At 48.8% G+C, this 23,180-nt stretch carries 16 protein-coding genes and 1 pseudogene; 12 read left to right on the plus strand and 5 right to left on the minus strand.

Going from position 1 to position 23,180, the window contains the following annotated elements; all coding sequences use genetic code 11:
- Positions 1 to 51: 51 nt before the first annotated feature.
- The 4 genes from CZ379_RS07690 to CZ379_RS07705 all read left to right on the plus strand — a co-directional run bounded on the left by CZ379_RS07690 (position 52) and on the right by CZ379_RS07705 (position 7,078).
- The gene (locus tag CZ379_RS07690; protein WP_110931122.1) at positions 52 to 1,791 is read left to right on the plus strand and encodes a sensor histidine kinase; all 1,740 of its coding nucleotides are present in this window, start codon (positions 52 to 54) and stop codon (positions 1,789 to 1,791) included.
- Between the two features lie 109 nt (positions 1,792 to 1,900).
- Positions 1,901 to 3,211, plus strand: coding sequence for an ABC transporter substrate-binding protein (locus CZ379_RS07695; protein ID WP_110931123.1), 1,311 nt, complete (start codon positions 1,901 to 1,903; stop codon positions 3,209 to 3,211).
- Between the two features lie 129 nt (positions 3,212 to 3,340).
- Positions 3,341 to 4,957 carry a response regulator transcription factor gene (locus CZ379_RS07700; protein ID WP_110931124.1) on the plus strand — a complete coding sequence of 539 codons (1,617 nt, stop codon included), beginning with the start codon at positions 3,341 to 3,343 and terminating at the stop codon, positions 4,955 to 4,957.
- Between the two features lie 15 nt (positions 4,958 to 4,972).
- On the plus strand, positions 4,973 to 7,078 hold the full coding sequence (locus CZ379_RS07705) for an alpha-glucuronidase family glycosyl hydrolase (protein ID WP_110931125.1): 2,106 nt from the start codon (positions 4,973 to 4,975) through the stop codon (positions 7,076 to 7,078).
- 194 nt (positions 7,079 to 7,272) lie between these two features.
- Here the strand turns inward: CZ379_RS07705 and CZ379_RS07710 are convergent, their stop codons facing one another.
- Positions 7,273 to 8,100 (minus strand): MerR family transcriptional regulator, encoded by an 828-nt coding sequence (locus CZ379_RS07710; RefSeq protein WP_110931126.1) that lies wholly within the window; start codon positions 8,098 to 8,100, stop codon positions 7,273 to 7,275.
- Between the two features lie 244 nt (positions 8,101 to 8,344).
- Here CZ379_RS07710 and CZ379_RS26070 point away from each other — a divergent pair, with 244 nt between their 5' ends.
- The 3 genes and pseudogenes from CZ379_RS26070 to CZ379_RS07715 all read left to right on the plus strand — a co-directional run bounded on the left by CZ379_RS26070 (position 8,345) and on the right by CZ379_RS07715 (position 10,279).
- A complete protein-coding gene (locus CZ379_RS26070) occupies positions 8,345 to 8,566 on the plus strand; it encodes an FMN-binding protein (RefSeq protein ID WP_199925523.1) in 222 nt (73 codons plus the stop codon).
- Positions 8,567 to 8,581: 15 nt separating this feature from the next.
- Positions 8,582 to 8,701, plus strand: a pseudogene (locus CZ379_RS27040) (FMN-binding protein); the annotation flags it as partial.
- Between the two features lie 96 nt (positions 8,702 to 8,797).
- Entirely contained in the window at positions 8,798 to 10,279 is a 1,482-nt protein-coding gene (locus CZ379_RS07715) for an FAD-dependent oxidoreductase (RefSeq protein ID WP_324616512.1), read from the plus strand.
- 162 nt (positions 10,280 to 10,441) lie between these two features.
- Here CZ379_RS07715 and CZ379_RS07720 read toward each other — a convergent pair whose 3' ends face one another.
- Positions 10,442 to 11,755, minus strand: a complete 1,314-nt coding sequence (locus CZ379_RS07720) for a CynX/NimT family MFS transporter (protein WP_234404852.1) — start codon at positions 11,753 to 11,755, stop codon at positions 10,442 to 10,444.
- Between the two features lie 1,213 nt (positions 11,756 to 12,968).
- Positions 12,969 to 14,573, minus strand: coding sequence for a VanW family protein (locus CZ379_RS07725; RefSeq protein WP_110931127.1), 1,605 nt, complete (start codon positions 14,571 to 14,573; stop codon positions 12,969 to 12,971).
- A 223-nt stretch (positions 14,574 to 14,796) separates the two neighbouring features.
- On the opposite strand from CZ379_RS07725, the gene ftsE reads away from it, so the two are divergent.
- The 5 genes from ftsE (at position 14,797) to CZ379_RS07750 (ending at position 21,266) form a co-directional block, all read left to right on the plus strand.
- Entirely contained in the window at positions 14,797 to 15,483 is a 687-nt protein-coding gene (gene ftsE, locus CZ379_RS07730) for a cell division ATP-binding protein FtsE (RefSeq protein WP_110931128.1), read from the plus strand.
- Positions 15,473 to 16,387 carry a permease-like cell division protein FtsX gene (gene ftsX, locus CZ379_RS07735; RefSeq protein WP_110931129.1) on the plus strand — a complete coding sequence of 305 codons (915 nt, stop codon included), beginning with the start codon at positions 15,473 to 15,475 and terminating at the stop codon, positions 16,385 to 16,387. The genes ftsE and ftsX overlap by 11 nt, the downstream gene beginning before the upstream one ends.
- Before the next feature lie 44 nt (positions 16,388 to 16,431).
- The gene (locus CZ379_RS07740; RefSeq protein WP_110934279.1) at positions 16,432 to 17,652 is read left to right on the plus strand and encodes a murein hydrolase activator EnvC family protein; all 1,221 of its coding nucleotides are present in this window, start codon (positions 16,432 to 16,434) and stop codon (positions 17,650 to 17,652) included.
- 202 nt (positions 17,653 to 17,854) lie between these two features.
- Positions 17,855 to 19,300, plus strand: a complete 1,446-nt coding sequence (locus tag CZ379_RS07745) for a S41 family peptidase (RefSeq protein ID WP_110931130.1) — start codon at positions 17,855 to 17,857, stop codon at positions 19,298 to 19,300.
- A gap of 592 nt (positions 19,301 to 19,892) precedes the next feature.
- Positions 19,893 to 21,266 (plus strand): PDZ domain-containing protein, encoded by a 1,374-nt coding sequence (locus CZ379_RS07750; RefSeq protein ID WP_234404853.1) that lies wholly within the window; start codon positions 19,893 to 19,895, stop codon positions 21,264 to 21,266.
- Between the two features lie 201 nt (positions 21,267 to 21,467).
- On the opposite strand, the gene CZ379_RS07755 is transcribed toward CZ379_RS07750, so the two are convergent.
- A complete protein-coding gene (locus CZ379_RS07755; protein ID WP_110931131.1) occupies positions 21,468 to 22,328 on the minus strand; it encodes a flagellar motor protein MotB in 861 nt (286 codons plus the stop codon).
- The gene (locus tag CZ379_RS07760) at positions 22,325 to 23,131 is read right to left on the minus strand and encodes a flagellar motor protein (protein WP_110931132.1); all 807 of its coding nucleotides are present in this window, start codon (positions 23,129 to 23,131) and stop codon (positions 22,325 to 22,327) included. The genes CZ379_RS07755 and CZ379_RS07760 overlap by 4 nt, the downstream gene beginning before the upstream one ends.
- Between the last annotated feature and the right edge of the window lie 49 nt (positions 23,132 to 23,180).

Here is a 23,180-nt window from a genome sequence, read left to right on the forward strand (position 1 = left end):
CTGGCATCGGTTCTTTTCTTAGAGACTTGCCTGAAAGAGGGGACGCCCGTTATGACAAATCCATTCAAAAAATATCGCATTGATGTTCTGTTTATCATCTGCTTCGCCGGCCTAATTACACTTGTGCTGGCGAGCACGGCGTGGATCAGCTATGTCATCTCATCACGCGAATTGGCCGAGAATACGTCTTATTACCAAAAGAGGCTGCTGGAGGAGTTGAATAATGAAATTACGGGTCGGCTTACATCGATCGAGCAGGTATCCCTCACCACTTCAAGGGATAGCGATTTGCTTACGTTCCTGTCGGGCAAGGACGACGAGTTCGACCGCTACCGCAGGTCGATGGGCATCAAGCAGGCTCTTGCTCATCTGACCTATTCGATTCCGCAAATCCAGGCGATCGATTTATATCTGGAACAGCCTCAGTGGGGTGACCACCAAAGCTATATCCAGTTTCACCAGCTGGAAAAGGCGGCTGAGCAGCCCTGGTATTCGGCAATAGAGAAGAATGATTTCGCCTGGTCGGAGGAGCATCAAATTTTGACTTTTAAGGGAGAAGCGTCTGTGCTGAGCTTTTCTCGGAAGATTTATTATAATACCCGATTTATGGGCATACTGGTCGTCCATGTGAAGGCCGATTGGATTCGGAGCATGCTGGAGGGATATTCTCAGAACTCGAACCGCATCTTATTGGATAGGAACGGCAGAGAATTGCTCAGCGTGGGCAAGCCGATGAAGGAAGCCGGTCTGCTGGAGTCTGATCCGCGGTTTATTGGTGAATCAGGCGTATTCCGTCTTCATACGCAGCCGCATAGCGTCGAAAATCTTATCGTTTATTCCAAAGTAGCGGATTCCGATTGGATGCTTGTCGAAATTACCCCGTGGAAGCAAATTACGGCCGGGAGCATGAAGCTGGCCGGGGCGATTCTTACGATCGGTATCGGCGCTTTATTATTAGCCTTCTTGTTGACGCTCTGGCTGAGCCGGCAGTTCATGAAGCCGATTGCTCAGCTAGTGAAGGCGATGAAAACTTATGTCGTCGGGGGAGAGCAGGCGGAGCTGACGAGCGACTATACGAATGAGTTCGGCGTTCTGTTTGCGGGCTACCGCCGATTGAATGAGCGCATCGAGGCGCTCTATCTGTCGCTGGCTGAGCGTTACGAGCAGCAGCGCAAGGCCGAGATTGAAGCGCTGCAGGCCAATATCAACCCGCATTTTCTCTATAATACATTGGATCAGCTCAATTGGATGGCGATCGCAGAGGGCCAGGATAAAATGAGCCGCATTCTGGAGTTGATGGGCCGCATGTTCCGCATTGGCTTGTCTCACGGGGAAAGCTTTATTACGATCGGTGAGGAGCTTACCCATGTAGGCTGTTATTTGGAAATTCAGCAGCTGAGATGGGAGGAGGGCTTGGAGTACGAGGTGATAGCTGCGCAGGAGGTACAGAAGCTGTACATCCCGAAGATGACGCTCCAGCCCTTCGTGGAAAATTCGATGATCCATGGGTTTAATTCAAGGCAAAGCGGCCGTATCCTGATTAAAGTGACAGAGGAGGGTGAACGCGTCCGGATGATCATCGAGGATGATGGGATCGGATTATCTCATAATCACGACAAGGGGAATAACCGCAGGAAGGGCGGATACGGCATACGGAACGTGAAGGAAAGATTCACGGCGTATTTCGGCAAGGAGTTTGATATTGCGCTTGCGGATGGCGAGCAGGGTGGAACGATTGTTTCGATTGCCTTTCCACGGCTTGTCGAAGCACCGGGAAGGAGTGAAACATAATCGGACGATTTTATAATAAATTGTGCATCTCTCTTATACTCCGAATAACACGGAATTGATAGGATAAATAATGACTACAATATATTTTTTCTTTAGGGGGTAAGTCAACATGATGAAATGGAAGCGATTGCAAATTGTCGCAGCGCTGCTGGTATGTTCCTTATTGTTAGCTGCCTGCGGCGGCGGTAAGGGAGATAATGCTGGGGCAACGTCTAGCGATACTCCGGCTTCATCTAATTCGGCATCAGAGAAAGTAAAACTGCGCATTATGTGGTGGGGATCCCAGCCGCGTCACGAAGCGACGTTGAAGGCGTTAGAGCTGTACACGGAGAAAAACCCGCATGTCACCTTCGAGCCGGAATACTCCGGAATGGATGGATATCTGGACAAATTGTCCACGCAGGCAGCGGCACATAACGAGCCGGATATTATCCAGATGGATCCGGGCTGGATTTCCGACTGGACGTCACGCAACCAATTGGAAGAGCTTGACTCCAAGGTGAACTTGGATGACTTGACGCCAAGCCTCCTGCCGATTGGACAAAAAGACGGCAAGCAATACGGAGTACCGCTGGGCTCGGTTGCTTTTGGTATGATATATGATAAGGCTGCCTTGGATAAGCTAGGTGTAACTACTCCGCAAGATGGCTGGACATGGGATGACTTCTTTGCATTAGCGGAGGAAGTGAAGCCTAAACTGGCTAAAGGTCAGTACTTCACCCTGGACTATGCCGGCAACTACTTCATGTTTAGTGCTTATCACTATGCCAAAGGCAAAGGGACGCTGATTACCGATGACGGCAAATTCAACATCGATGAAGCGACGTTCCTGGAATGGACGAAAAAGTTTGAACAGCTTCGCAATGAAGGTCTTGTGCCTCCAGCTGATTTGAATGCGTCCGACAAGGAAATGGATCCTACAGCTGACCTGCTGGTTAACGGCAAAGTATTGTTCCGTTATTCCTTCTCGAACAACTATACGACATGGGACAGCATGAAAGAAGGGGCATTCGATCTTGTAACGATGCCGCGGGCTGAGGAGGCAGGCGGCTGGTTGAAACCGTCCATGTTCCTTAGCTTGTCCCCGAACTCCAAGCATAAAGAAGAAGCAGCGAAGTTCATCGACTGGTTCATCAATGATCCAGAGGCTGGAACTATTCTAGGAACAGCGCGCGGCGTACCTGCCAACGCGAAGATCGCAGAAAGCCTGATCCCGACCCTGCCTGAGGGCGAGAAAGTGGGCATGAAACTGATCGATGCAACGACTCCAGACGGCCAAACCTTTACAACTGGACCTGAGGGCTGGGTTAACTTCATCGACAAAGACTTCCCGCTTGTACGCGATGAGCTGAGCTTTGGCAGAACAACGCCAGAGAAAGCTTATGAATCTTTGAAAAAGGCAGCGCAAGAGTACGAATAGGAATAAACTATAACGTCATGCCTGAGAGGCTTAACAGCTTATCGGGCATGACGTATTATCATCATTGTGAAACATTATGCGCGGCATAATGCGAGAACATCACTGTTGCAAGAGAAGGGGGCTCTACAGATGTGGAAGATTGGAATCATCGATGACGACCGCGGGGTGCTGCAGGGAATCAAGAGAGCGATACCCTGGGATGAGTTGAATGCAGAATGGGCGGGCGAGGCGCTTAATGGTGAAGAAGGCCTGGAAATGATTCAATCCGCTAGTCCCGACATTGTCATAACCGACTTATATATGCCTGTTATGAATGGTCTCGATATGATCGAACAGCTGCGGCAAAAAGGGTATACTGGCAAAGTTATTATTTTGAGCGGATACTCTGACTTTGAATACGCTCGCCAGGCTTTGCGGTTGAACGTAAGCGATTACTTGTCCAAGCCAGTCAGCGTTCCAACCCTCAAGTCTGTGCTCGGTCAGGCTATAGCCGATTTGGAGAAGCAGGAAGAGCGGAAGATGAAGCAGGATGAGCTGCTCCAGAAGCTGCGGCTGTATGAGCCTTTTGTTGAGAAGGAGTGGGTGAAGTCGGCTGCGGCAGGCACCCTGCAGAACTCCCGTCTGCATACTGAAATTCCAACGCCTTATCGCTATTGGCCTGAATGCGATCATACCGTTCTTGGCATTGAATTGGTTCGTGATCAACGGGCAGCGAAGCTCAGCTTGCCGGATTGGAGCCTCCTTCGTTTTGCAATCAGCAACATTATTTGCGAGGTGACCCAGGGGGCCTTTGCCTCCTTTGACTATACAGATTTGCACACGAACCGCTCTGTGATTATCGTGCATAGCGATCCTGCGGAGCCTGCTGGTCGATTGCGCCAACGGCTGGAGCAGCTTGGCGTTCGGCTGATCGATTGCGTCAAGAGTTATTTGAAGCTGAAGATTCGCATTGGAATCGGCGAGCGCAAGAACAGCATCAGAGATATCGGCAACTCGACGGAGGAAGCTTTTCGCGTCATCGATTTGAATCCGCAGCCGGCGATTCCCGGCTATGATTTATACGTATATTCGCAAGGGCTGCCAAGCGGAGGAGCGGAAGCGCCGATCCGCCCCGTTAAGCTGTATTTGGAGCTGGCTGGGGCCATACGGACTTCGCAGGAGAATCAGGCGCGCAAAATTATTATGGACTATATGGCGCGGCTTGAAAAAGAGGAAGGCATCACGAAGTCGTATGTCGGCATGCTGGCTGGCGAGCTGTGGGGAATTATCGCTTTTGCTTTCTATGAGATGGGCACGGTATTGGACGATATTTTCTCGAATGATTCCATTACCCGCGAAATTGCCGATTTAAAGCGGCCATCCGAGCTGGCGGAGTGGCTGGGCGCTAAGATCGGGATTGTGTTCAGCAGCCGCGAATGGGGCGGCAACGGCAAGCATAGGCAGGCCGTCGATTTCATGATGGAATATATCCATGAGCATTATGCTGAGGATATTACGCTGGCTGGGCTGGCGGATAAAGTGTATATTTCGCGCAACTATTTATCGATGATTTTTAAGAACATTACGGGCGAGACGTTCAATAATTATTTGACGAGAGTGCGAATTGAAAAGGCGCGGGAACTCTTGATGGAGAAGAAGGCATTAGTGTATGAAGTTGCGGAAATGGTCGGATACAAAAACGTTCCGTACTTCAGCACCGTGTTTAAGAAAATCACCGGGATGAACCCGACGGAAATCGTGAAATAAAGAAGGGGTGGCAAAATGAGCAGCAATTATGATTTGGCTTGGCTGCGATACGACAAAGCATCAGCGGATGGAGCATCCAGGAAACGCTCTTCGGTGCTGAAACAGCTTGAAGGGTATTTGAAATATATCGTGACAGCAGCGGGAGTGTCTTCGCAGGTTTTCCGCACGGCAATTCAAGAGCTGACAAAGGGCATTGACTCACTAACGGGGGAGCAGCCGGTCGTTTCTCCTAAAGCGGAAGCTGACCGTTTCCTGGCCGTAGGAACGCTAGATCATACGGGCAACGCTGGTAGTCTGCCGCTGCTGGATGATTCGCTGGATGCAGCGGAAGCAGCTCGTTTGGGGGATGAAGGTTATGTCATCCGCAAGCTGGCCAGAGAAGGCAAGGAATATATTGTTATTGCTGGAGGAACGGAGAAGGGATTGCTTTATGGCGTTTTTCATTTTCTGCGTCTACTGCAAACGGGTCAGGCGTCCGAATCGCTGGATTTGGTCGAGGTACCGAAGTACCAGCTGCGGATGGTTAATCAATGGGACAATATGGACGGAAGCATTGAACGTGGATATGCGGGCCATTCGATATTTTATCAGGACAATAAAATCGTCTCCGATCTGACTCGCGTGAAGGAGTATGCCAGAATGCTGGCTTCCGTCGGCATTAACGGTATTGCTATCAATAATGTGAACGTGCACGAGGTAGAAACGAAGCTGATTACGCCAGAGCTGCTGCCTGACGTGGCTCGGATAGCCGATGTGTTCCGCGATTACGGGATTCGCCTGTATCTCAGTGTAAATTTTGCCGCACCGATCGAGTTAGGAGATACATCTACAGCTGATCCGCTAGAGCCAGAGGTTCAGGCGTGGTGGAAGCAGAGAGCGGATGATGTCTATCGGCATATTGCTGACTTTGGTGGATTCCTGGTCAAGGCAGACTCCGAGAACCGGCCGGGGCCGTTTACGTATGGGCGGGATCATGCGGATGGTGCCAATATGCTGGCAGAAGCGTTGGAGCCTCATGGCGGACTTGTATTATGGAGATGCTTCGTATACGACTGCCATCAGGACTGGCGGGATCGCAAGACCGATCGGGCTCGCGCGGCATATGATCATTTCAAGCCGCTGGACGGCAGGTTTAAAGATAATGTCATTCTGCAAATCAAAAACGGTCCGATGGACTTCCAGGTTAGGGAGCCGGTATCCCCATTGTTTGGCGCTATGGAGCGTACCAATCAAATGCTGGAATTTCAGGTTACCCAGGAATATACGGGACAGCAAAGGCATGTGTGCTACTTGATCCCGCAATGGAAAGAGGTACTAGAATTCGATACGCTTTGCCAAGGCGAGAACAGCAAGGTAAAAGATATTGTCGCCGGACAGGTTCATCCGTACAAATACAGCGGGATTACGGCGGTATCCAGCATTGGCAATGACTTTAATTGGACAGGACATTATCTTGCGCAGTCCAATTTGTATGGATATGGCCGTCTGTTATGGAACCCGGAGCTGAGCGCAGAGGAGATTGCCGAGGAATGGACGAGCATGACCTTTGGTTCCGATCCGGCTGTGGCAAATACGATTCTGGACATTCTGATGGAATCCTGGCCGACCTATGAGAATTACACCTCCCCGCTTGGCGTAGGGTGGATGGTCGTGCCGCACTATCACTACGGCCCAGACGTGGACGGATATGAGTACTCCAAATGGGGTACATATCATTTTGCGGATCGCGACGGCATCGGCGTGGACAGAACTCAAGCGACGGGTACGGGATACTCTGCTCAATACGTTGGCGCCAATGCGGCTTTGTACGACAGCCTGGAGACTTGCCCGGATGAGCTGCTGCTATTTTTCCACCATGTTCCTTATACCTATGTCTTAAAGTCCGGCAAGACGGTGATTCAGCATATTTACGACACCCACTTTGCCGGGGTGGAGCAAGTGGAGCAGTGGCTGGTGCGCTGGGATGCCTTGGAGCACAAGCTTGACCAGCAGCGTTATACCCATGTGAAGGAGCGTCTGCTCGAACAGCTCGAGAGCGCCAAGCATTGGCGAGATGTGATCAATACGTATTTCTATCGTAAATCCGGCATTAAGGATCAGCACAATCGCGTGATCTACTAGAAGTATTCATTTGACGCGGCTAAGATAGGGTAGTGTAAAGTCTTGAGTTCCGACTTCGGTTGGAGTTCAGGGCTTTTTGCATTAGATTTACAAAGGGGATGTTGTTTGTTTGAAGGTCTCCTAACTAAGGATCGCCTATTGGTTTGGAACATGGCACTTGCTCGAGTTTTTTTATTTTATAATCAGCCTTATCTTTATTCGCTCTCCAAGGGAATCGTAATTTTACGGTGGTAATATTTCGTACCCTTATCCAGCGTTTCAAGTAAAGTTCTAATGAGGATATCACCATTTGGAGTAAAATGATGCTTCTCTAAAATGTCCAGGGCTTTGTTCAAAGTACGATGAATGAAATCTTGCTTTCTAGGACTCCCCCCCACCTGTGTGCTCTGATAAATCAGCCCCCAGCTTTCAACAAATTCCTCTATGGGATCTTCAACATAAAGCTTAAGCGCTTTGGCATGATCTTTGTTGATCGAAAGGCCAAAGATCAAATCATTGTACTTATTCTTATTAGAGGTGATACGGGCGCATTGCTCCACGAAAGGTATGGAATTGATCCAATGGGATAAATGATTCAGAGCAGATCGGGATTGGGGAATAAACTTATATCCGTTTGAATGTGGAAAGAAGTAGAACGAGTCTATCTTCCCGATAAACCATTTACCATCAAAATTATCTTCCTGCAGTTCTCGTAATAGCTTGCATAAATTTTGAGTATAGGTTAGTATTAGCTGTTTTTCGCTAATTTCCTCAGCTAAAGCTTCTGTTTTTTCGCTCAGGCTATCAACTAAGGCATCTATGGATTCATGATTCAACATATTTTCAATCTCACGAAGCTTAAAGCCTAGCTTTTGATACTTTTTACTTTCCAGGATCTGTGGAACCTGTGTGAAATCATAGAAACGGTAACCACCCTCCCCCCGCTTTTCACTGGTAATAATATTATATTTTTCATAATGCTTGAGTAAGTCGGGGGTTACACCCAGATTAATAGCAAAATCCCCAATCTTATATTTATGCATGATATATCTCCCTTAACGTTTCATTTTTTTGCTTATTCCACCGTGATTATCCATTCATTTTAACAGACGATTTTTATGTCATGATTGTATTTGTGAATTTTGTAACAATCCATAACTTTTCTCACTCTTTTTTGTTAAACCATGCGTTTTTTTGTCACAAAGATATCTTTGACCTGGAAGTAACACTTAGTTTTACACTGACTAGGAAATCATATTACTCAATTTACATACGGGGGGCAATGTAATGAAACGTCTGTGGTCAAAGCTTTCACTAGTTTTACTAATTAGTTGTATGGTTCTAAGTGCATGCGACGGAAATGGGGGAAACGGTAATACTTCTAGTATGTCAGATGGGGGGATCTACAAAGCCGGAATTTATACAGGCAGTGGAGAAGGTATAAACGGAGCAGTTACAGTAGAGGTCACTTTCTCTGATGAGGAAATTACCGATATTAAAGTAATCTAGGGTTCAGAAACAGAGGGGATATCCGATCCTGCTATAGAGAAAATCCCTGCAAGTATTATAGAAGGGCAATCTTTAGCGGTTGACGTGATTTCTGGTGCTTCTGTTACAAGTAATGCTATTATCGAGGCCGTTGCCGATTGTGTACAGCAAGCAGGTGGTGATGTAGACAAACTCAAAGCTAAAGCCATCGTTAAAAAAGGGACTGAGGAAGAAATTACAACCCAAATTGTTATAGTCGGAGGTGGTGCATCCGGGTCTGCTGCAGCCTTGCAAGCTTCTGAGAATGGAGCGCAGGTTGTGGTTGTAGAGACAACGGCTAGCCCGGCAGGTCAAGGTACTATGGCAGGCGGCATGTTTGCAACATCATCCTCAGAGCAGATCGCAAAGGGTGAAATGGTTGATCCTAAGTGGTACTATGATCAATTCATAAACATCGGTAACTTTCAAGTGAATGGGGGACTGCTGTCCAAGGTAATTCAAAATTCGGGTAAAACGGTGGACTGGTTAATAGAGAACGGAGTGAAGCTAACACTCGCTCATCCGGCTACTGGTGGCTATTACGAGCATAAAGAGACACATCCAGCTTCCACTCTGCATGGATATACTGAAGGCGGGGTTAAGGGAATCACCGCATTGCATAATTCTATTCAGAATAATGGCGGGAAGGTACTTTATGAAACAACAGCTAAAGATCTTATCTTAGAAAATGGTAAGGTTGCAGGTATTATTGCTGAAAAGGCGGACGGTGGTACACTAACCATTCATGCTGATGTAGTTATTTTAGCTACAGGCGGATTTGGTGGAAATGAAGAAATGGTTGCTGAAACCTTTGGTGAAGGCTTTGGTCAAAGCCGTGTAGCAACCAACATAGGAACTGGTATTGAACTGGCTAAAAAGGCAGGCGGAGACGCTGAATATGATAAAGCGATTATGATGCATTATGGAATATCCAGAGGAGGAACGAATTGGGGTACTACTTTAAATTCAGCGCTGCTTAACCCATATTTGCATGTCGATGTGGATGGCAACCGTTTTATGAATGAAGAATTTACCTTAGAGCCTATTAAATCATCAAATGTAATTAAATCTCTTCCACGGCATACAGCATATGAATTGTTTGATTCCACTATGATCGAAACTGTTAAAGAAAAAGGTTTTGCAGGGATTACGGATGTATTTAGCGGTAATTTAGCTACGGATCCTACAATTTTTATCGAGGTTGGACATGAAATTGATACCTCCAAAAGATATGAAAAGAGTATAAAACCTGTAGATTTAACTGAAGAAATAAATGCGTTGGTTGAGGAAGGCCAAATCATCAAAGCTGAGAGTCCAGAAGAAATGGCCGAAAAGCTTGGAATGTCCAATTTAGTTGATACCATTAATCGTTACAATGAGCTTTGTGCAAAGGGAGAAGACACTGACCATTTTAAATCTGCGAAGTACTTAGATAATTTAGAAGGCACGATTTATGCTGTTAAAATTACCCCTTCTGTATTCCTGGGTACTTTGGGCGGCATTGAAGTGAATCAAAATCTTCAGGTTATTGATAAGGATGGAAAGCCCATTGGCGGACTATATGCTGCAGGAAGTGAAGTAAGCGGCGTTTACAGCGACAGCTATGTTTATCTTGAAGGCGGGACATTGGGTTTTGCCTATGGTTCTGGACGAATTGCTGGAGAGAATGCTGCTGCAGAAGTGGCAAATAATTAGTCGTTGATTTTGTTATGCTCCCATCATAGTAGACAATGGAAAAGACACAATTTTCTACTCTACGATGATGGGAGTTTCTTATAGCGCTACTTGTACGAAAACTTTCTATTTTACTCTCCTAGTAACTGGCAGAGCCAGATAGGGTGAAGGGGGCTCGTACCCTTATTCTGACCCAATATAGCCTTTGCGACCAGCGGCATATCCAAAAAGGATGGTTAGCAGCGATAATCCAGTAATCGTAGCCAATGGAACAGCCCAATTTCCGCTCTGATCATGGATGAAGCCGAACAGAGTCGGGCCGACCGCGGCAAGCAAGTATCCGATGGATTGCGCCATGCCAGATAGTTCAGCGGCCTGGTCAGCTGTGCGCGAACGCAGGGCGAAGAACAAGATGACGAGACTGAAGGTCGTTCCGCAGCCGAGACCGATCGCCATAATAAAAAGAGGCGCCAGTGCTGGACTGCCGAGCCAAACACCCCCGAATCCGATGAGGAACAAAGTGGAGGAAGCGGCAGCCAGTCCTTTTTGACTCTGTGTTCTGGTGGCGATAAGCGGCATGAGGAAAGAGCCGGCCATGCTGGCAACTTGCATCAAGGAGAGCATCCAGCCCGCTTTTGCAGGGCTTAATCCTTGCTCTTGAAGAATTTCCGGCAGCCAGGAGATGCCGACGTAGAACATGATGGATTGGAAACCCATGAAGATCGTTACCTGCCAGGCTATGGCCGATCTCCATACGACCCCTGTTTTGCGATAGGAGCCGGCTCTCTGCGACTTGCCTTTATCGCCGCTGCGCCGCATCTGGGGAATCCATGCCAAGGCGGTCACGGCCGACAGAATGACCCAGTAGACAAGTGCGCCTCTCCACCCTGCGCTGCGGGAAAGAGGGATGCTGATCCCGGAGGCAATGGCAGCCCATCCATTCATGGATGAGGTGTAAAGGCTGGTCATCAGGCCGATTCGATTTGGGAAATCACGTTTGATTAGGCCGGGTACCAACACATTGCAAACGGCAATCGCGCTGCCGATCAGAGCGGTTCCGACGAATAACGCGGGAATACTAGGCAGGTAACGCACGAGAATTCCTGCCGTCATAATGAGCATACAGTAGAACAGTATTCGCTCCATGCCGAACCGCCATGCCAGTTTGGGAGCAGCAAGGGCGAAAATAGCAAAGGCGATGAGCGGCAGTGTGGTCAGCATGCCCGCAGCGGTATGGGACAGCCCCGTGGTGCCTTGGATCTCGCCAATCAGCGAGCCGACGCCAGTGAGCGGAGAACGCAGCGTGGCCGCAGTAAGCAGAATAGCTATCATGAGCAGTACCGATGCGCCAAGTCGTTGATTGGCCGGCCGACTGCCAGCCTTCGAGATTCCGTTGGAATCGGGATCAATAGGGTTGCCTGTATCTTGGGTAGAGGAAGAGAGTGAGGCAGCTTCAATTCCTGTTAGCAAAGATGTGTCGTCTTTTGATTCTTTCATAGCTGTACCATACTCCTCCTGATCGATATGTTGCTGTACTTAATGAAGTGGCTTTACCTTAACATATGAAATCTTTTTCAAGCAATAGTTAAGTTAGGGAAAATCACGCAATACCAATATACTATTTCCTATATATCAACTATATAAGATGGACTATTAAAATGGATGGGGGGCAAGTACGAAAAGTGATTCTACGATTGCTGTTGCTCCCGAGCTCCTTGGATGATATAGGTTCATAAGAGGCAGATTTTCAGTCTCAAGGCACCACGCAAAGGCACCACCACAAAGGCACCACATGTTCATGCTCCAAAGCAGTTTTCTTTCAGTGGTTTCCGTTTCTTTGAAGTCTTTTTTCCCGCTTGCCTGACACCATTTTCTAGTTCATCTTATATAAGCTGCGAATACTAAGGTGTCTACACTAAAGCGTGCCTATACCACGCTGTTGTGAACCAAGATACATATACTAAGCTGTCATACACTAAGAGACATATACCAAGCTGTTGCCAATCAAATGCGCACACTATGCTATCGAACACAAAAAGCCGTACACCCACCATGTCGTACACTAGCTTGTCGTAGATCAATCTGTCACACTGAAATGTCGTACATTAAGCTATTGCAGACTAAGCTGTCGTACGCCAAATGGAATTCATGTATCTAATTATATTTTAAACGGATGTTCCAGAGGATTAGATGGATTTTATGTACCTAGAATCAAGAATCCAGCCCATCATAGCAATTTCCCTCCTTCTAACGACATGAAATCCATTTAAATCAACTTCCCCTTCCTTGCCGCCGAAACTAACTACCTGAAATCCATTTATATATGTTGGACTATACAAAGTGCATATGGGATATGCACACAGTGGAATGAACCATGGCATTGAACCATGACATTGAACCATGGCATTATCTGAATCTGCCCCCGCCCGGATTGCTGATTGTGCCGCAGAATACAACATTTTGCAGCAAATCGTTGCCGGTTAGGTGCCCCTATGCGCTGTAGAAGCAGATTATGCCTAGGTAGATCAATGAGCTGTAGAAGCAAATTTTGCGTAAATACATCATTTAATCTCGCTCCCAGCGCGCGGTGCTTCGCTGCATGACGGATATCCGGTTATGATTGAACAAATTGATACGAACGTACAGGAATCTATTCATGTGTTATGAATCCCAGGCTTTCTCTGAACTCAAAAAGGAACCGGTGCTGTGCTTAGAAGTTAGGCCCGCCTACGCCATCTTCCAATATTGCTTTTGGAGCCTCGGAACCGGGTGCTTTGGGAGAAACTTTTTCTGAAGCATCGTTGGTGTTGGTTTTTTCACCGCTGCTGCCACCGCTGCTGCCACCGCTGCTGCCACCGCTGCTGCCACCGCTGCTGCCACTGCCGTTGCCGCGACTGTCGTCGCCACGAATAGCTATGACGGTTGGCTGGGGCGGGTAGGTATCGCGGGATAGTTTGGTTTTGTCTACTGGTTTGCCGGCTATTTTTTTGATGCGGTACGATTCGACAACGTACCCCGGCTTGCCTTCGATTAGAAGCTCTTGGCTTCCGGGAGAAAGAGCGGGATTGGCGACGTATTTATTTGGAGCGGGAATCGTCTTTGTCGTAATGGATTCGACTTCATATGTAATATCGTCAGGCATATTGCCAAACAGCTTCACGGTCATCTGGTCATCCTTTACCTCGGAGTGGATGAGCAAATGGCGGGCTGAGGTATTTCTGAAGCGGAAATTAATGTAGCCTCTTGCAAACGTGGCATCCAGCCCTTTAGGGACATAGCTGACAGGCAGCGTATGATTGCGTCTCTCCACAATGTCCAGCCCGGCTAAAATAACGGCATTATACAAGGTGCTGGATACCTGGCAAATTCCGCCGCCGACTCCCGGGACGAGCTTGCCTCCAAAAATGACAGGCGCCTCCCGGAAGCCGTACTTGTCCTCCGCAGCTTTAATAACTTGCTCATAGTCAAAGATGTCTCCAGGAGCGAGCACCATCCCGTGAATCGTGCGCGCCGCAGCCTCGACATTATGGCGTCGTCCTTCTCCGCTTCCTTGCAGATCGGTCGTGAACTGGGTGACTTTTCGCTCAATTCCTTGTTGCTGTAGGCGCTCCACCGTTACCTCAGGCTGCAGGATATAAAGCGGTGCTTCGAGGATAAGCCGACTTCTCTTCTTGGCTTGAGGAGATTGTCCGCCGGGCGTTCTTGCAGGAGGCTTATGCAGCCGCTGCAGCTCGTCCTTCACATCTCCTGACAGCTCGACCGGGCTGTGCTTCCGCACGAGCGCCCCAAACGTCTTCCAATCGATTCTTTGGACGGAACGGCCTGGCAGATAGGTGATGGTATCAGCGGCTGAAATAAGGCGTACGGCATTGGCTGGACGGCCGAACTGGGATTGCTCCCACGCTGGGGAGAACAGTTTGCGCAATATTTTTTCATCAAAGGTGATATTCAGCTCCCAAATGTTCGGAAAATGCCATCTGGCATGCGCCCGCTCCCATAGCGTTCCTTGATGTAGACGAGCAAGCGCATCGAAAAAGTGATTTCCGTCGTACTGTACGCCCAACTGCTTCCATGTCGAATCGACTTCGGTTTGCTGCACCATAACGACAACTTTTTCCGCCTCCAGGGATCGAATCATTTCTTCTACCATAGCTATCGCTTCGCTCCGCTCCATATCGCTAATGTCCACTCCGTTTATCGTCACGGCAGCTGGCACAGTATCTCGATTGGCATACAGGAAGAGGGCTCCAAAGAAAATGGATCCTAGAAGCAGTAAGGATGAAAGCAAAATGGTTACAAGGTGTAATTTCTTCATGCGCTTCTCCTTTCAAAATCTAGAAAATAACGGCGTACAGACATATATATGATGAAATTCAGGAAACTTTCGGTGGTTCAGGGTACTCAACAGGTAACATATTTGTTACAATAAAAAACGGGCTGATGAAATAACTCAGCTTTTAAAGGAATTGGCGGGAAAGTGTCGAAATGGAATACAGTCAGCCTACGGGTTAAGGAATCAAGGTTTAGGACGTGATGATTTGATAGAAATGCAAGATGTTTGGAAGACCTATCCCAATGGAACTCACGCCCTTCGAGGCGTCTCGGTTCAGATTGACCGCAATGAATTTGTATATGTCGTCGGGCCCTCCGGAGCAGGGAAATCGACGTTCATGAAGCTTATATATCGAGAAGAAGTACCGACCAAAGGACAAATTTCAGTAAACGGCTTCAACATCGGCAGGCTGAAACCGAGGAAGATTCCTTATGTACGCCGCAATATCGGCGTGATTTTCCAGGACTTCCGGCTGCTGCCGAAGCTGACGGCCTACGAGAATGTGGCGTTTGCGCTGGAGGTCATCGAAGCGCCCAAGAAAGTGATCAAGAAGCGCGTGATGGAAGTGCTGGATCTAGTTGGCCTTAAGAATAAAGCGAATCGCGATCCGTCGCAGTTGTCAGGGGGAGAGCAGCAGCGCGTGGCCATCGCTAGAGCCATTGTGAACAATCCATCGGTCATCATTGCGGATGAGCCGACCGGAAACCTCGATCCTGAGACCTCTTGGGGCATTATGCAGCTGCTGGATGAGATAAATTTCAGAGGAACAACGATTGTGATGGCTACTCATAATAAAGACATTGTAAACAGCATGCGCAAACGGGTTATTGCCATCGAACACGGGCATATTGTCCGTGATGAGCAGAGAGGGGAATATGGTTATGATTTTTAACACCCTCTTGAGACATCTGCGCGAAGGCTCGAAGAATGTTTTTCGGAATGGCTGGATGTCGGTGGCTTCCATCACGTCCATCATAGTGTCGTTATTTGTGTTAGGCGTGTTCATTTTACTAGTGCTTAACGTCAATTCGTTCGCGGACGACGCGGACAGCATGGTGCAAATTAAGACATACCTCAACTCCAACGTCGAAGACAGCATGCGGGAGAAGCTGCATAACGACATTGCGGCGATGGAGGAAGTCAGCAAAGTTACTTTTATCTCCAAAGCGGAGGGACTTAAGGATTTCCGCGAACAGCTCGGGGAAGAAGGCAAGGATTTGCTCGAAGGGTATGACGAAACGACAAATCCTATTCCGGATACGCTGCAGGTCGAGGTCGTTGAACCGACTACGGTTCCGTTCGTCGCTTCGAAGATCGAGCAGCTCAATACCAAATATCCGGATGAACCGATATATAAAGTAAGATACGGGCAAGGAACGACGGAGAAGCTGTTCAAAATTACCCGCGCCGTTCGCAATATTGGATTTGCCTTTGTTGCAGGCCTTGGTTTAATGGCGATGTTCCTGATTTCGAATACGATTCGCGTAACGATTTTAGCCCGTCGCCGGGAAATCGGCATTATGAAGCTAGTTGGTGCGACGAATATGTTTATTCGTTGGCCGTTTTTTGTAGAAGGTGCGCTAATTGGGATGATTGGTTCAGCGGTAACGGTTGGAATTCTGTTCATTGGATACGACCAACTGGCACTTTCCGTTAAAGAGGACATTACTATGGCCTTCCATCTAGTTCCGCTTCAGGAGATCGGACTCCAGCTCGCCGTACTATTGGTTGGACTGGGGCTGCTCATCGGAATTTGGGGAAGTACAGTTTCCATACGTAGATTTCTCAAGGTGTAGTTATTGTGAGGGAGAACAAATTAAAGAAGGACGGGGAAGCGAAGTTGAAAAAGTGGATTTCCGTTGTCGTCGTAGTCACTTTAGCCGCGATAATCTTCCAACCTGATAATGGCTACGCTAAGAGTAAAACCATCAGCCAAATCGATAAGGAACTCAAGCAATTGCAGGAGCAGGCCAAGCAAGCCAAGCAGCAGCAGGAAAAGGCCGCTCAGCAAAAGCAGGAAGCCCAGCATTACGTTAACAAAAATACGAATTACCTCAAGGAAGTTCTCATGCAAATGGATGCTGTGAGCGCTGAACTCGCCAAGATATCCATGCAAATTCATGACACAGAGGAAAGCCTCAGAAATACAGCCGTGAGGCTGAGTGAGACGGAGTCGCGAATTGAAGAGCGTTCCGGCCTGCTGGACTCCCGCGTGCGCTTAATGTATACCGATGGAGCGGTGTCGTATTTGGATGTACTGTTGTCGTCAACCAGCTTTACAGATTTTCTTGAGCGGGCGGACTCCCTGCAGGCGATTGCGAATCAGGATCAGTTATTGCTCAAGGAGCATAAACAGGACAAGCTCTTGATTGAAGATCAGAAGGCTCAATTGGAGCAGGATTATGCCAAGGTAAAACAATTGTATGCGGATGCCGAAATCCGCAGGAGCGAGCTGGAGAAGAAGGAGATCGAGAAGCAGCAGCTGATTGCCAAATATCATGCCGAGATCGAGGAATCGGATGATATTAGCGAAGAGCAGGAGCAGCTTCTTATCGAGCTGGCTACGAAGCGTGCGGCATTGGAGAAAGAGAAGAATAAGCTGAAAGCCGCACAAGTATATACTTATAAGAAGAGTTCTTCATCCGGCTCAGGCGGATTTAAAGGGAATGGCGGCTCGATGGCGCTGCCGGTCAGCGGAGCTAGGTTATCTTCGAATTATGGGACACGGGTTCATCCAATATCCGGCCAGGTGAAGAAGCATACAGGCGTTGACCTTGCGGCTCCGCAAGGAACGGATATCAAGGCGGCCGAAGGCGGCGTGGTCATCGTGGCCGAGTGGTGGAGCGGTTATGGCAACACGGTTATTATCGACCATGGGGATAACGTGTGGACGTTGTATGGACATATTCGCAACGGTGGAATCAAGGTTGAGAAGGGCGAGCAAGTCAAACGCGGACAGAAAATTGCAGAAGTGGGCAGCACAGGCAACTCGACCGGCCCGCACTTGCATTTCGAAGTCCGGATTAACGGCAGTCCTGTAGATCCATCCCCGTATTTATAGTAGATTCGATGGACTTTTTCATCTGGCACTTATAAAATAGAATTATGCGATTTTGAAACGGATACCGTCCTCGCAGGATGAATATCCGTTTTTCCTTCTTTAATCGTTGTATATATTCCGTACAAGCTGAACATATACTATGATGGTTATAACAGGTGGGCTTCGAGTCGGCCGAATTACACAGAGGCGGTGAAATTCTTTCATGTTCAAAGGACGCACGGTTACTCTACTCGTTTTGGTTGCTATGGTGGTTAGTAGTTTACTCACCGTAACTTTGTCGGGCCAATGGAGCTTAGCTGGTTCGGGACAGCTGTCGAGCGGCTTATTCGCGGATATCGGCGGACAATCGAAGAGCGATATTAAGAAAATCGAGACAGCTCTTGATCTGGTGACTAAAAACTATGTGGAAAAAGTGGATCGCAGCAAGCTCGTGGACGGCGCCATTAACGGAATGATGAATGCGCTGGAAGATCCTTTCTCATCATACATGGCAGGGGCAACAGCCCAGCAATTTTCGGAGCAAATCGAAGGCTCCTTTACGGGAATCGGCGCAGAGGTGTCGATGGAGAACGGCAATGTGGTCGTCGTTTCGCCGATCAAGGGCTCTCCCGCGGAGAAGGCGGGAATCAAGCCGAAGGATATTTTATTATCCGTAAACGGAGAGTCATTTGAAGGATTGACCTTGAATGAGGCTGTAACCAAAATCCGTGGCCCTAAAGGGACGGAAGCAAAAATAAAAGTGAAACGCTCCGGTGCCGCAGAAGCATTGGAATTTACGATCGTCCGTGACGATATTGCCTTAGAAACGGTTTACGCGCGGATGGAAGAAGGCAAGGTTGGCCTGATCGAAATTACGGAATTCTCGATGAACACGGCGAACCGCTTTAAGAAAGAGCTTGAGACCTTGGAGAGCCAAGGGATGAAGGGCCTCGTCATCGATGTGCGGAACAATCCGGGCGGCGTGCTGCCGATCGTGATTGAAATGTCGGAGCTGTTCGTTCCGAAAGGCAAAGGGATCGTCCAGGTGGAGAATAAGAACGGCCGCCGCGAAGCTACGTTATCGGACGGCTCCGGCAAATCGTATCCGATTGTCGTCGTCACGAATAAAGGCAGCGCCAGTGCCTCGGAGATTTTAGCGGGCGCATTGCAGGAATCGGCGGGAGCGAGGCTGGTCGGCGAGCCGACTTATGGCAAAGGCACCGTGCAATCGAGCTACTCCCAGGAGATGGGGGACGGCAGCATGCTTAAAATTACGATTGCCAAGTGGCTGACCCCGAAAGGGGAGTGGATCCACAAGAAGGGGATTCAGCCAGATGTTAACATATCGCAGCCCGATTATTTCTCTGTAGCTCCCATTAATAAAGAAAAAACCTATAAGTACGATATGCTCGGCGAAGATGTGAAGAGCGCGCAAGTTATGCTTAAGGGCCTTGGCTTCGATCCGGGCCGGGTGGATGGCTATTTCGACACGAATACAGAGCGTGCACTGAAGCAATTCCAAGGTGCTAATGAGCTTGAAGCCAATGGTGTGCTGGAAGCTAAGACCGCTGAGAAGCTGGAGAGCAAACTGATTGAGCTCATCCGCGATCCGAAGAACGATGCACAACTGAACCGTGCCCTGGAGGAAATCCGGAAGGAAATATCCTAAGTGGCGTCGAATCCATAAGAGGGCTGATTTCAGCCTTCTTTTTTCTTAAGATGGTATTGTTTCTTAAGATGGTCGCTCGGGGATCATTCTGGATTGCTGGCGGGGCGTTATGATGACTGCTGGTGGAAGCTCTAAATGACGGGGACGGTATATGATTGTTGGTATAGCCGACATATCAGAAGCCTTCCAGAGCGCTTGTGGGCTGGGGACGGTATAATGATTCGTTAGAGCCGTTAGGATGTGCTGTGCTGATGCAGTCGTCATGATGGTTACTGGTCAGGCAGTTACGATAGCCGATAGTGAAGCCGTTTTGCTGCTTGCTAGTGTAATCGTTATATAATAACTGGATTCGTGGCATTTAAAATCTGCAATTGAACGTTCAATATTTAATTAGTTGGATTTCCTGTACTTAAAATGAGTCTTTAAGGGAAATTAGGCGAAAAGCTGTACTTTAAATACATGAAATACAGCTATTTTGCCTAATCGGCGTAAAAAGATAAAATAGACACAAGTAATCCAACTAAATCGAATATTAGCCCTAATTAAAGGCAACGATTGTACTTTTCTAAAAGGATAGGAGTGTGAACACCTCTTGGATACAGTGCTTGAAGTTCTGTGGATGCTGGCTGAGGCAGGATGGCAGCTTCTCCTGCAGCCGTTCTATTATATTGCAATTATATTGATTATGCTCATTTATAGACGGCAGGTGCTGCTGGAGCGTAAGTTGTTCCATGTAAAATTGCACAGCTGGGCCGCTCAGACTTGGCGTACTGTTCTGGGGGGGCTCGCGGCAGGAATCGGCGTTTCGCTCGTTTCGCTGTTCCTTGGCATGACCTTAAGCATTGAAGGCATCATCTGCATCTGGGCTGTGACGCTGCTACTGCTACTGTTTCGCGTTCGTTATCTGTGCTTGGCTTATGCGGTCGGGCTGCTCGGCATAGCTCAATTTATTATCAATATGGTGCCGGGGCTGCAAGCCGGGGGCTGGCTGGCCGAGGTTGTACGCATTGTGCGGGAGTTGAATATCCCTGCGCTGCTGTGCCTGGTGGCCGTGCTTCATGTCGCTGAGGGATTGTTGGTACGCTGGCAGGGGGCATCCTTTGCCGGGCCTCTCTTCTTCGAAGGCAAGCGGGGAAAGCTGGTTGGCGGCTATCAATTGCAAAGCCTATGGCCGATTCCATTGTTTCTGCTCATTCCAGCACAGACGACGGGGGCTGTGCTGCCATGGACTCCTTTGTTTGGCGGGGAGGCTTGGCTGGGCGGGTTCCAATTGATCGCGTTCCCCATCGTGATTGGCTTTTCGGAGATGACGGTTGGGCTGCTGCCTCGGGCTAAGGCTCGAGTATCTTCCGGGCGGCTGGCCGCCTATGGCATCGTTCTGCTGGTTTTGGCGCTTCTTAGTTCGTGGTGGAGCCCGCTGACGATTGTCGCTGCGCTGGCCGGAATTATTTTGCATGAAGGATTAATTTGGCTCAGCCGCTTCGAGGAACAGAACCGCAGTCCGCTGTTCGTCAATCCTGTGGATGGGGTCAAGGTGTTGGCTGTATTGCCGGGAAGCCCGGCGGAGGAGCTTGGAATTCAAGTCGGCGAGACGATCATCAAGGTTAATGGCTCTCCCGTGGCTACAAAGGAAGAGCTTCATGCCGGGCTGCGCATGAACCCGGCTTTCTGCAAGCTGGAGGTGCGCAACCTCGCAGGCGAGAGCAAATTCCTTCAGCGCGCAATTTATGCAGGAGAGCACCATCAGCTCGGCGCTATACTGGCGCCGGATGATCGGGCTCCGGTCGCTGTAAGGATGCGGCCGATCTCGCTCATTCATCTGCTTCGCCCACGACGCGAAGGCGAGCCGGCGAGCAGCAGCTCTCGCCGTGCTGCCAGAGGACGTGATGGACGCAATGCAAAGCCGTTGGAGGAGAAGCATCTATCCGCTCCGCAGGGAGAGGTGCAGGCAGAGACGGAAGCTTGATGGAAGCTTGACGGAGAAGGCGCTTAGAATCGCGTATGAGAGGATACGCGTCCTAAGTGCCTTTTTTATGATGATTAGCACCCATGCAGCATCGCAGAAATCTTCAAAAAAATCGCACCGCGCGATTCAACGATCACGCGATGCGAGAAGGGGCAGCTGTATTTCAATGTTAGAGCAAGGTACCACACTAATCCCAATCTGCTATTGTTGCAGTTGACGAAGCACAGTAATCTCCACGCGCCGATTCTTCTGGCGTCCGGCCTCGGTGGAGTTGTCTCCATCCGGGCGGGTGTCCGCATATCCGGCATATTGGAAGCCTCTTGGATCGAGCTTCTCCGTGTCGACGAAATAGCGCAGAACGGACAAGGCTCTGGCTCCGGACAGCTCCCAGTTATCCTTGTACTTCGAAGCATGGATGATAGGCAGATTATCCGTATGTCCTTCGATGCTGATGACTGTGTCTAAGTTGCTGAACAGGCTGGCGAGCTTAGACAACGTCTTGGCGGAGCCCTCCTTGAGCTCGGCTTTGCCCACATCGAACAGGAAACGATCGCTTAATGCAATAGAAATGCCTTTGGGCAAATCGGCTACCGTGATTTGATCCTCAAGCTCATTGTCCTCAATGTACGCTTCAATTATTTTCATTAAACTAAGAAGCTCTTCCTCCTGTTGGCGAAAGGCCAGCTCGCGCTCCGTCAACGGCCCTTGCGAGGCTTCCGGTTGAGGCGCGCTGCCTTGATTCTGATCCTGTCCCTGCGCATCCTTGCCATGGTTACCCTCTTGATTGGTGCCTTGTTCACCGGAAGAAGGAGGATTGCGATGCGTATAGCGGTCGGCGGAGCCCAGTACCCCGCTGCCATTCTCCAGAATGGAATCACCGCTCTTGAACGTTTGCTGCAGCGATGCGGTGACGACTTCATATTTTTCAATATCCAGACGGCTCATAGCATACATGATGACAAAGAAAATCAGCAGCAGCGTAATGAGATCGGCGTAAGTGATCAGCCAGCGATCCCTGGACTCGGTTCCTTCTCTCCTGCGTTGTCTGTTGCGTTGTCTCATAAGTCTTTCTCCATAAAAGACGTCGAAGCTGAAGATGAGGACGAAGGCGCTTCAGAATGAATATCCGTCATAAAAGACTCCATCTTCCGCCGAACGAGCATGGGGTGATTTCCATTTTGAATCGATAATACGCCTTCCAGAAGCATCTCCATACGGCTGATATCATCTTCCCCACGGGCTTTGATCTTAGAAGCAATCGGCAAAAAGATAAGGTTGGCACTCGCGACCCCGTAAAGCGTAGCTGTAAAGGCCAGTGCAATAGAAGGCCCTAGAGCCGTAGGCTCCGTCAGACTGCCCAGAACATGAATAAGTCCCATGACCGTGCCGATAATTCCCATCGTCGGTGCATATCCTCCAGCGGATTCGAATATTTTGGCATAGTTATCGTACTTTTGCTGGGTAGCATCCATTTCATATTCCATGATTTGTTTGATCATTTCCTGCTCCGTGCCGTCTACGACAAGCTGGATGCCTTCACGTAAATAAAGATCCGAATGATCGATGATTTTCTTCTCTAGGGAGAGGACGCCTTCGCGTCTCGCCATCGTCGCCATATCGACAATATCTTCTATTAATTGTTCCGTGTTTGCGTTCGAGGTTGTAAATGCGAGCTTCAAGGCTCGGGGAATCGTCTTTAATCTGCGCATGGGGAAGCTGATCATGACCGCAGCGAATGTGCCGCCAAAAACGATCAGCGCAGCCGTAAGCTGCATGAGGCCTCCAATTTCTCCGCCATCCCACAAAAATCCGCCAATCAAAGCGGCCAGTCCGATAATAATACCAATAATCGTTGCGATATCCATAGATTGCGACAGCTCCTATCCTATACTTACCGATTGCATCCATAGGATG

Source organism: Paenibacillus bouchesdurhonensis (genome assembly GCF_900155685.1).
In the GTDB taxonomy this organism is placed as follows: domain Bacteria; phylum Bacillota; class Bacilli; order Paenibacillales; family Paenibacillaceae; genus Fontibacillus; species Fontibacillus bouchesdurhonensis.

Bases quoted from the DNA above. Each gene is read 5' to 3' on its own strand.
- CZ379_RS07690 (WP_110931122.1), top strand. From the start codon at position 52: ATGACAAATCCATTCAAAAAATATCGCATTGATGTTCTGTTTATCATC.
- CZ379_RS07695 (WP_110931123.1), top strand. From the start codon at position 1,901: ATGATGAAATGGAAGCGATTGCAAATTGTCGCAGCGCTGCTGGTATGT.
- CZ379_RS07700 (WP_110931124.1), top strand. From the start codon at position 3,341: ATGTGGAAGATTGGAATCATCGATGACGACCGCGGGGTGCTGCAGGGA.
- CZ379_RS07705 (WP_110931125.1), top strand. From the start codon at position 4,973: ATGAGCAGCAATTATGATTTGGCTTGGCTGCGATACGACAAAGCATCA.
- CZ379_RS07710 (WP_110931126.1), bottom strand. From the start codon at position 8,100: ATGCATAAATATAAGATTGGGGATTTTGCTATTAATCTGGGTGTAACC.
- CZ379_RS26070 (WP_199925523.1), top strand. From the start codon at position 8,345: ATGAAACGTCTGTGGTCAAAGCTTTCACTAGTTTTACTAATTAGTTGT.
- CZ379_RS07720 (WP_234404852.1), bottom strand. From the start codon at position 11,755: ATGAAAGAATCAAAAGACGACACATCTTTGCTAACAGGAATTGAAGCT.
- CZ379_RS07725 (WP_110931127.1), bottom strand. From the start codon at position 14,573: ATGAAGAAATTACACCTTGTAACCATTTTGCTTTCATCCTTACTGCTT.
- ftsX (WP_110931129.1), top strand. From the start codon at position 15,473: ATGATTTTTAACACCCTCTTGAGACATCTGCGCGAAGGCTCGAAGAAT.
- CZ379_RS07745 (WP_110931130.1), top strand. From the start codon at position 17,855: ATGTTCAAAGGACGCACGGTTACTCTACTCGTTTTGGTTGCTATGGTG.
- CZ379_RS07755 (WP_110931131.1), bottom strand. From the start codon at position 22,328: ATGAGACAACGCAACAGACAACGCAGGAGAGAAGGAACCGAGTCCAGG.
- CZ379_RS07760 (WP_110931132.1), bottom strand. From the start codon at position 23,131: ATGGATATCGCAACGATTATTGGTATTATTATCGGACTGGCCGCTTTG.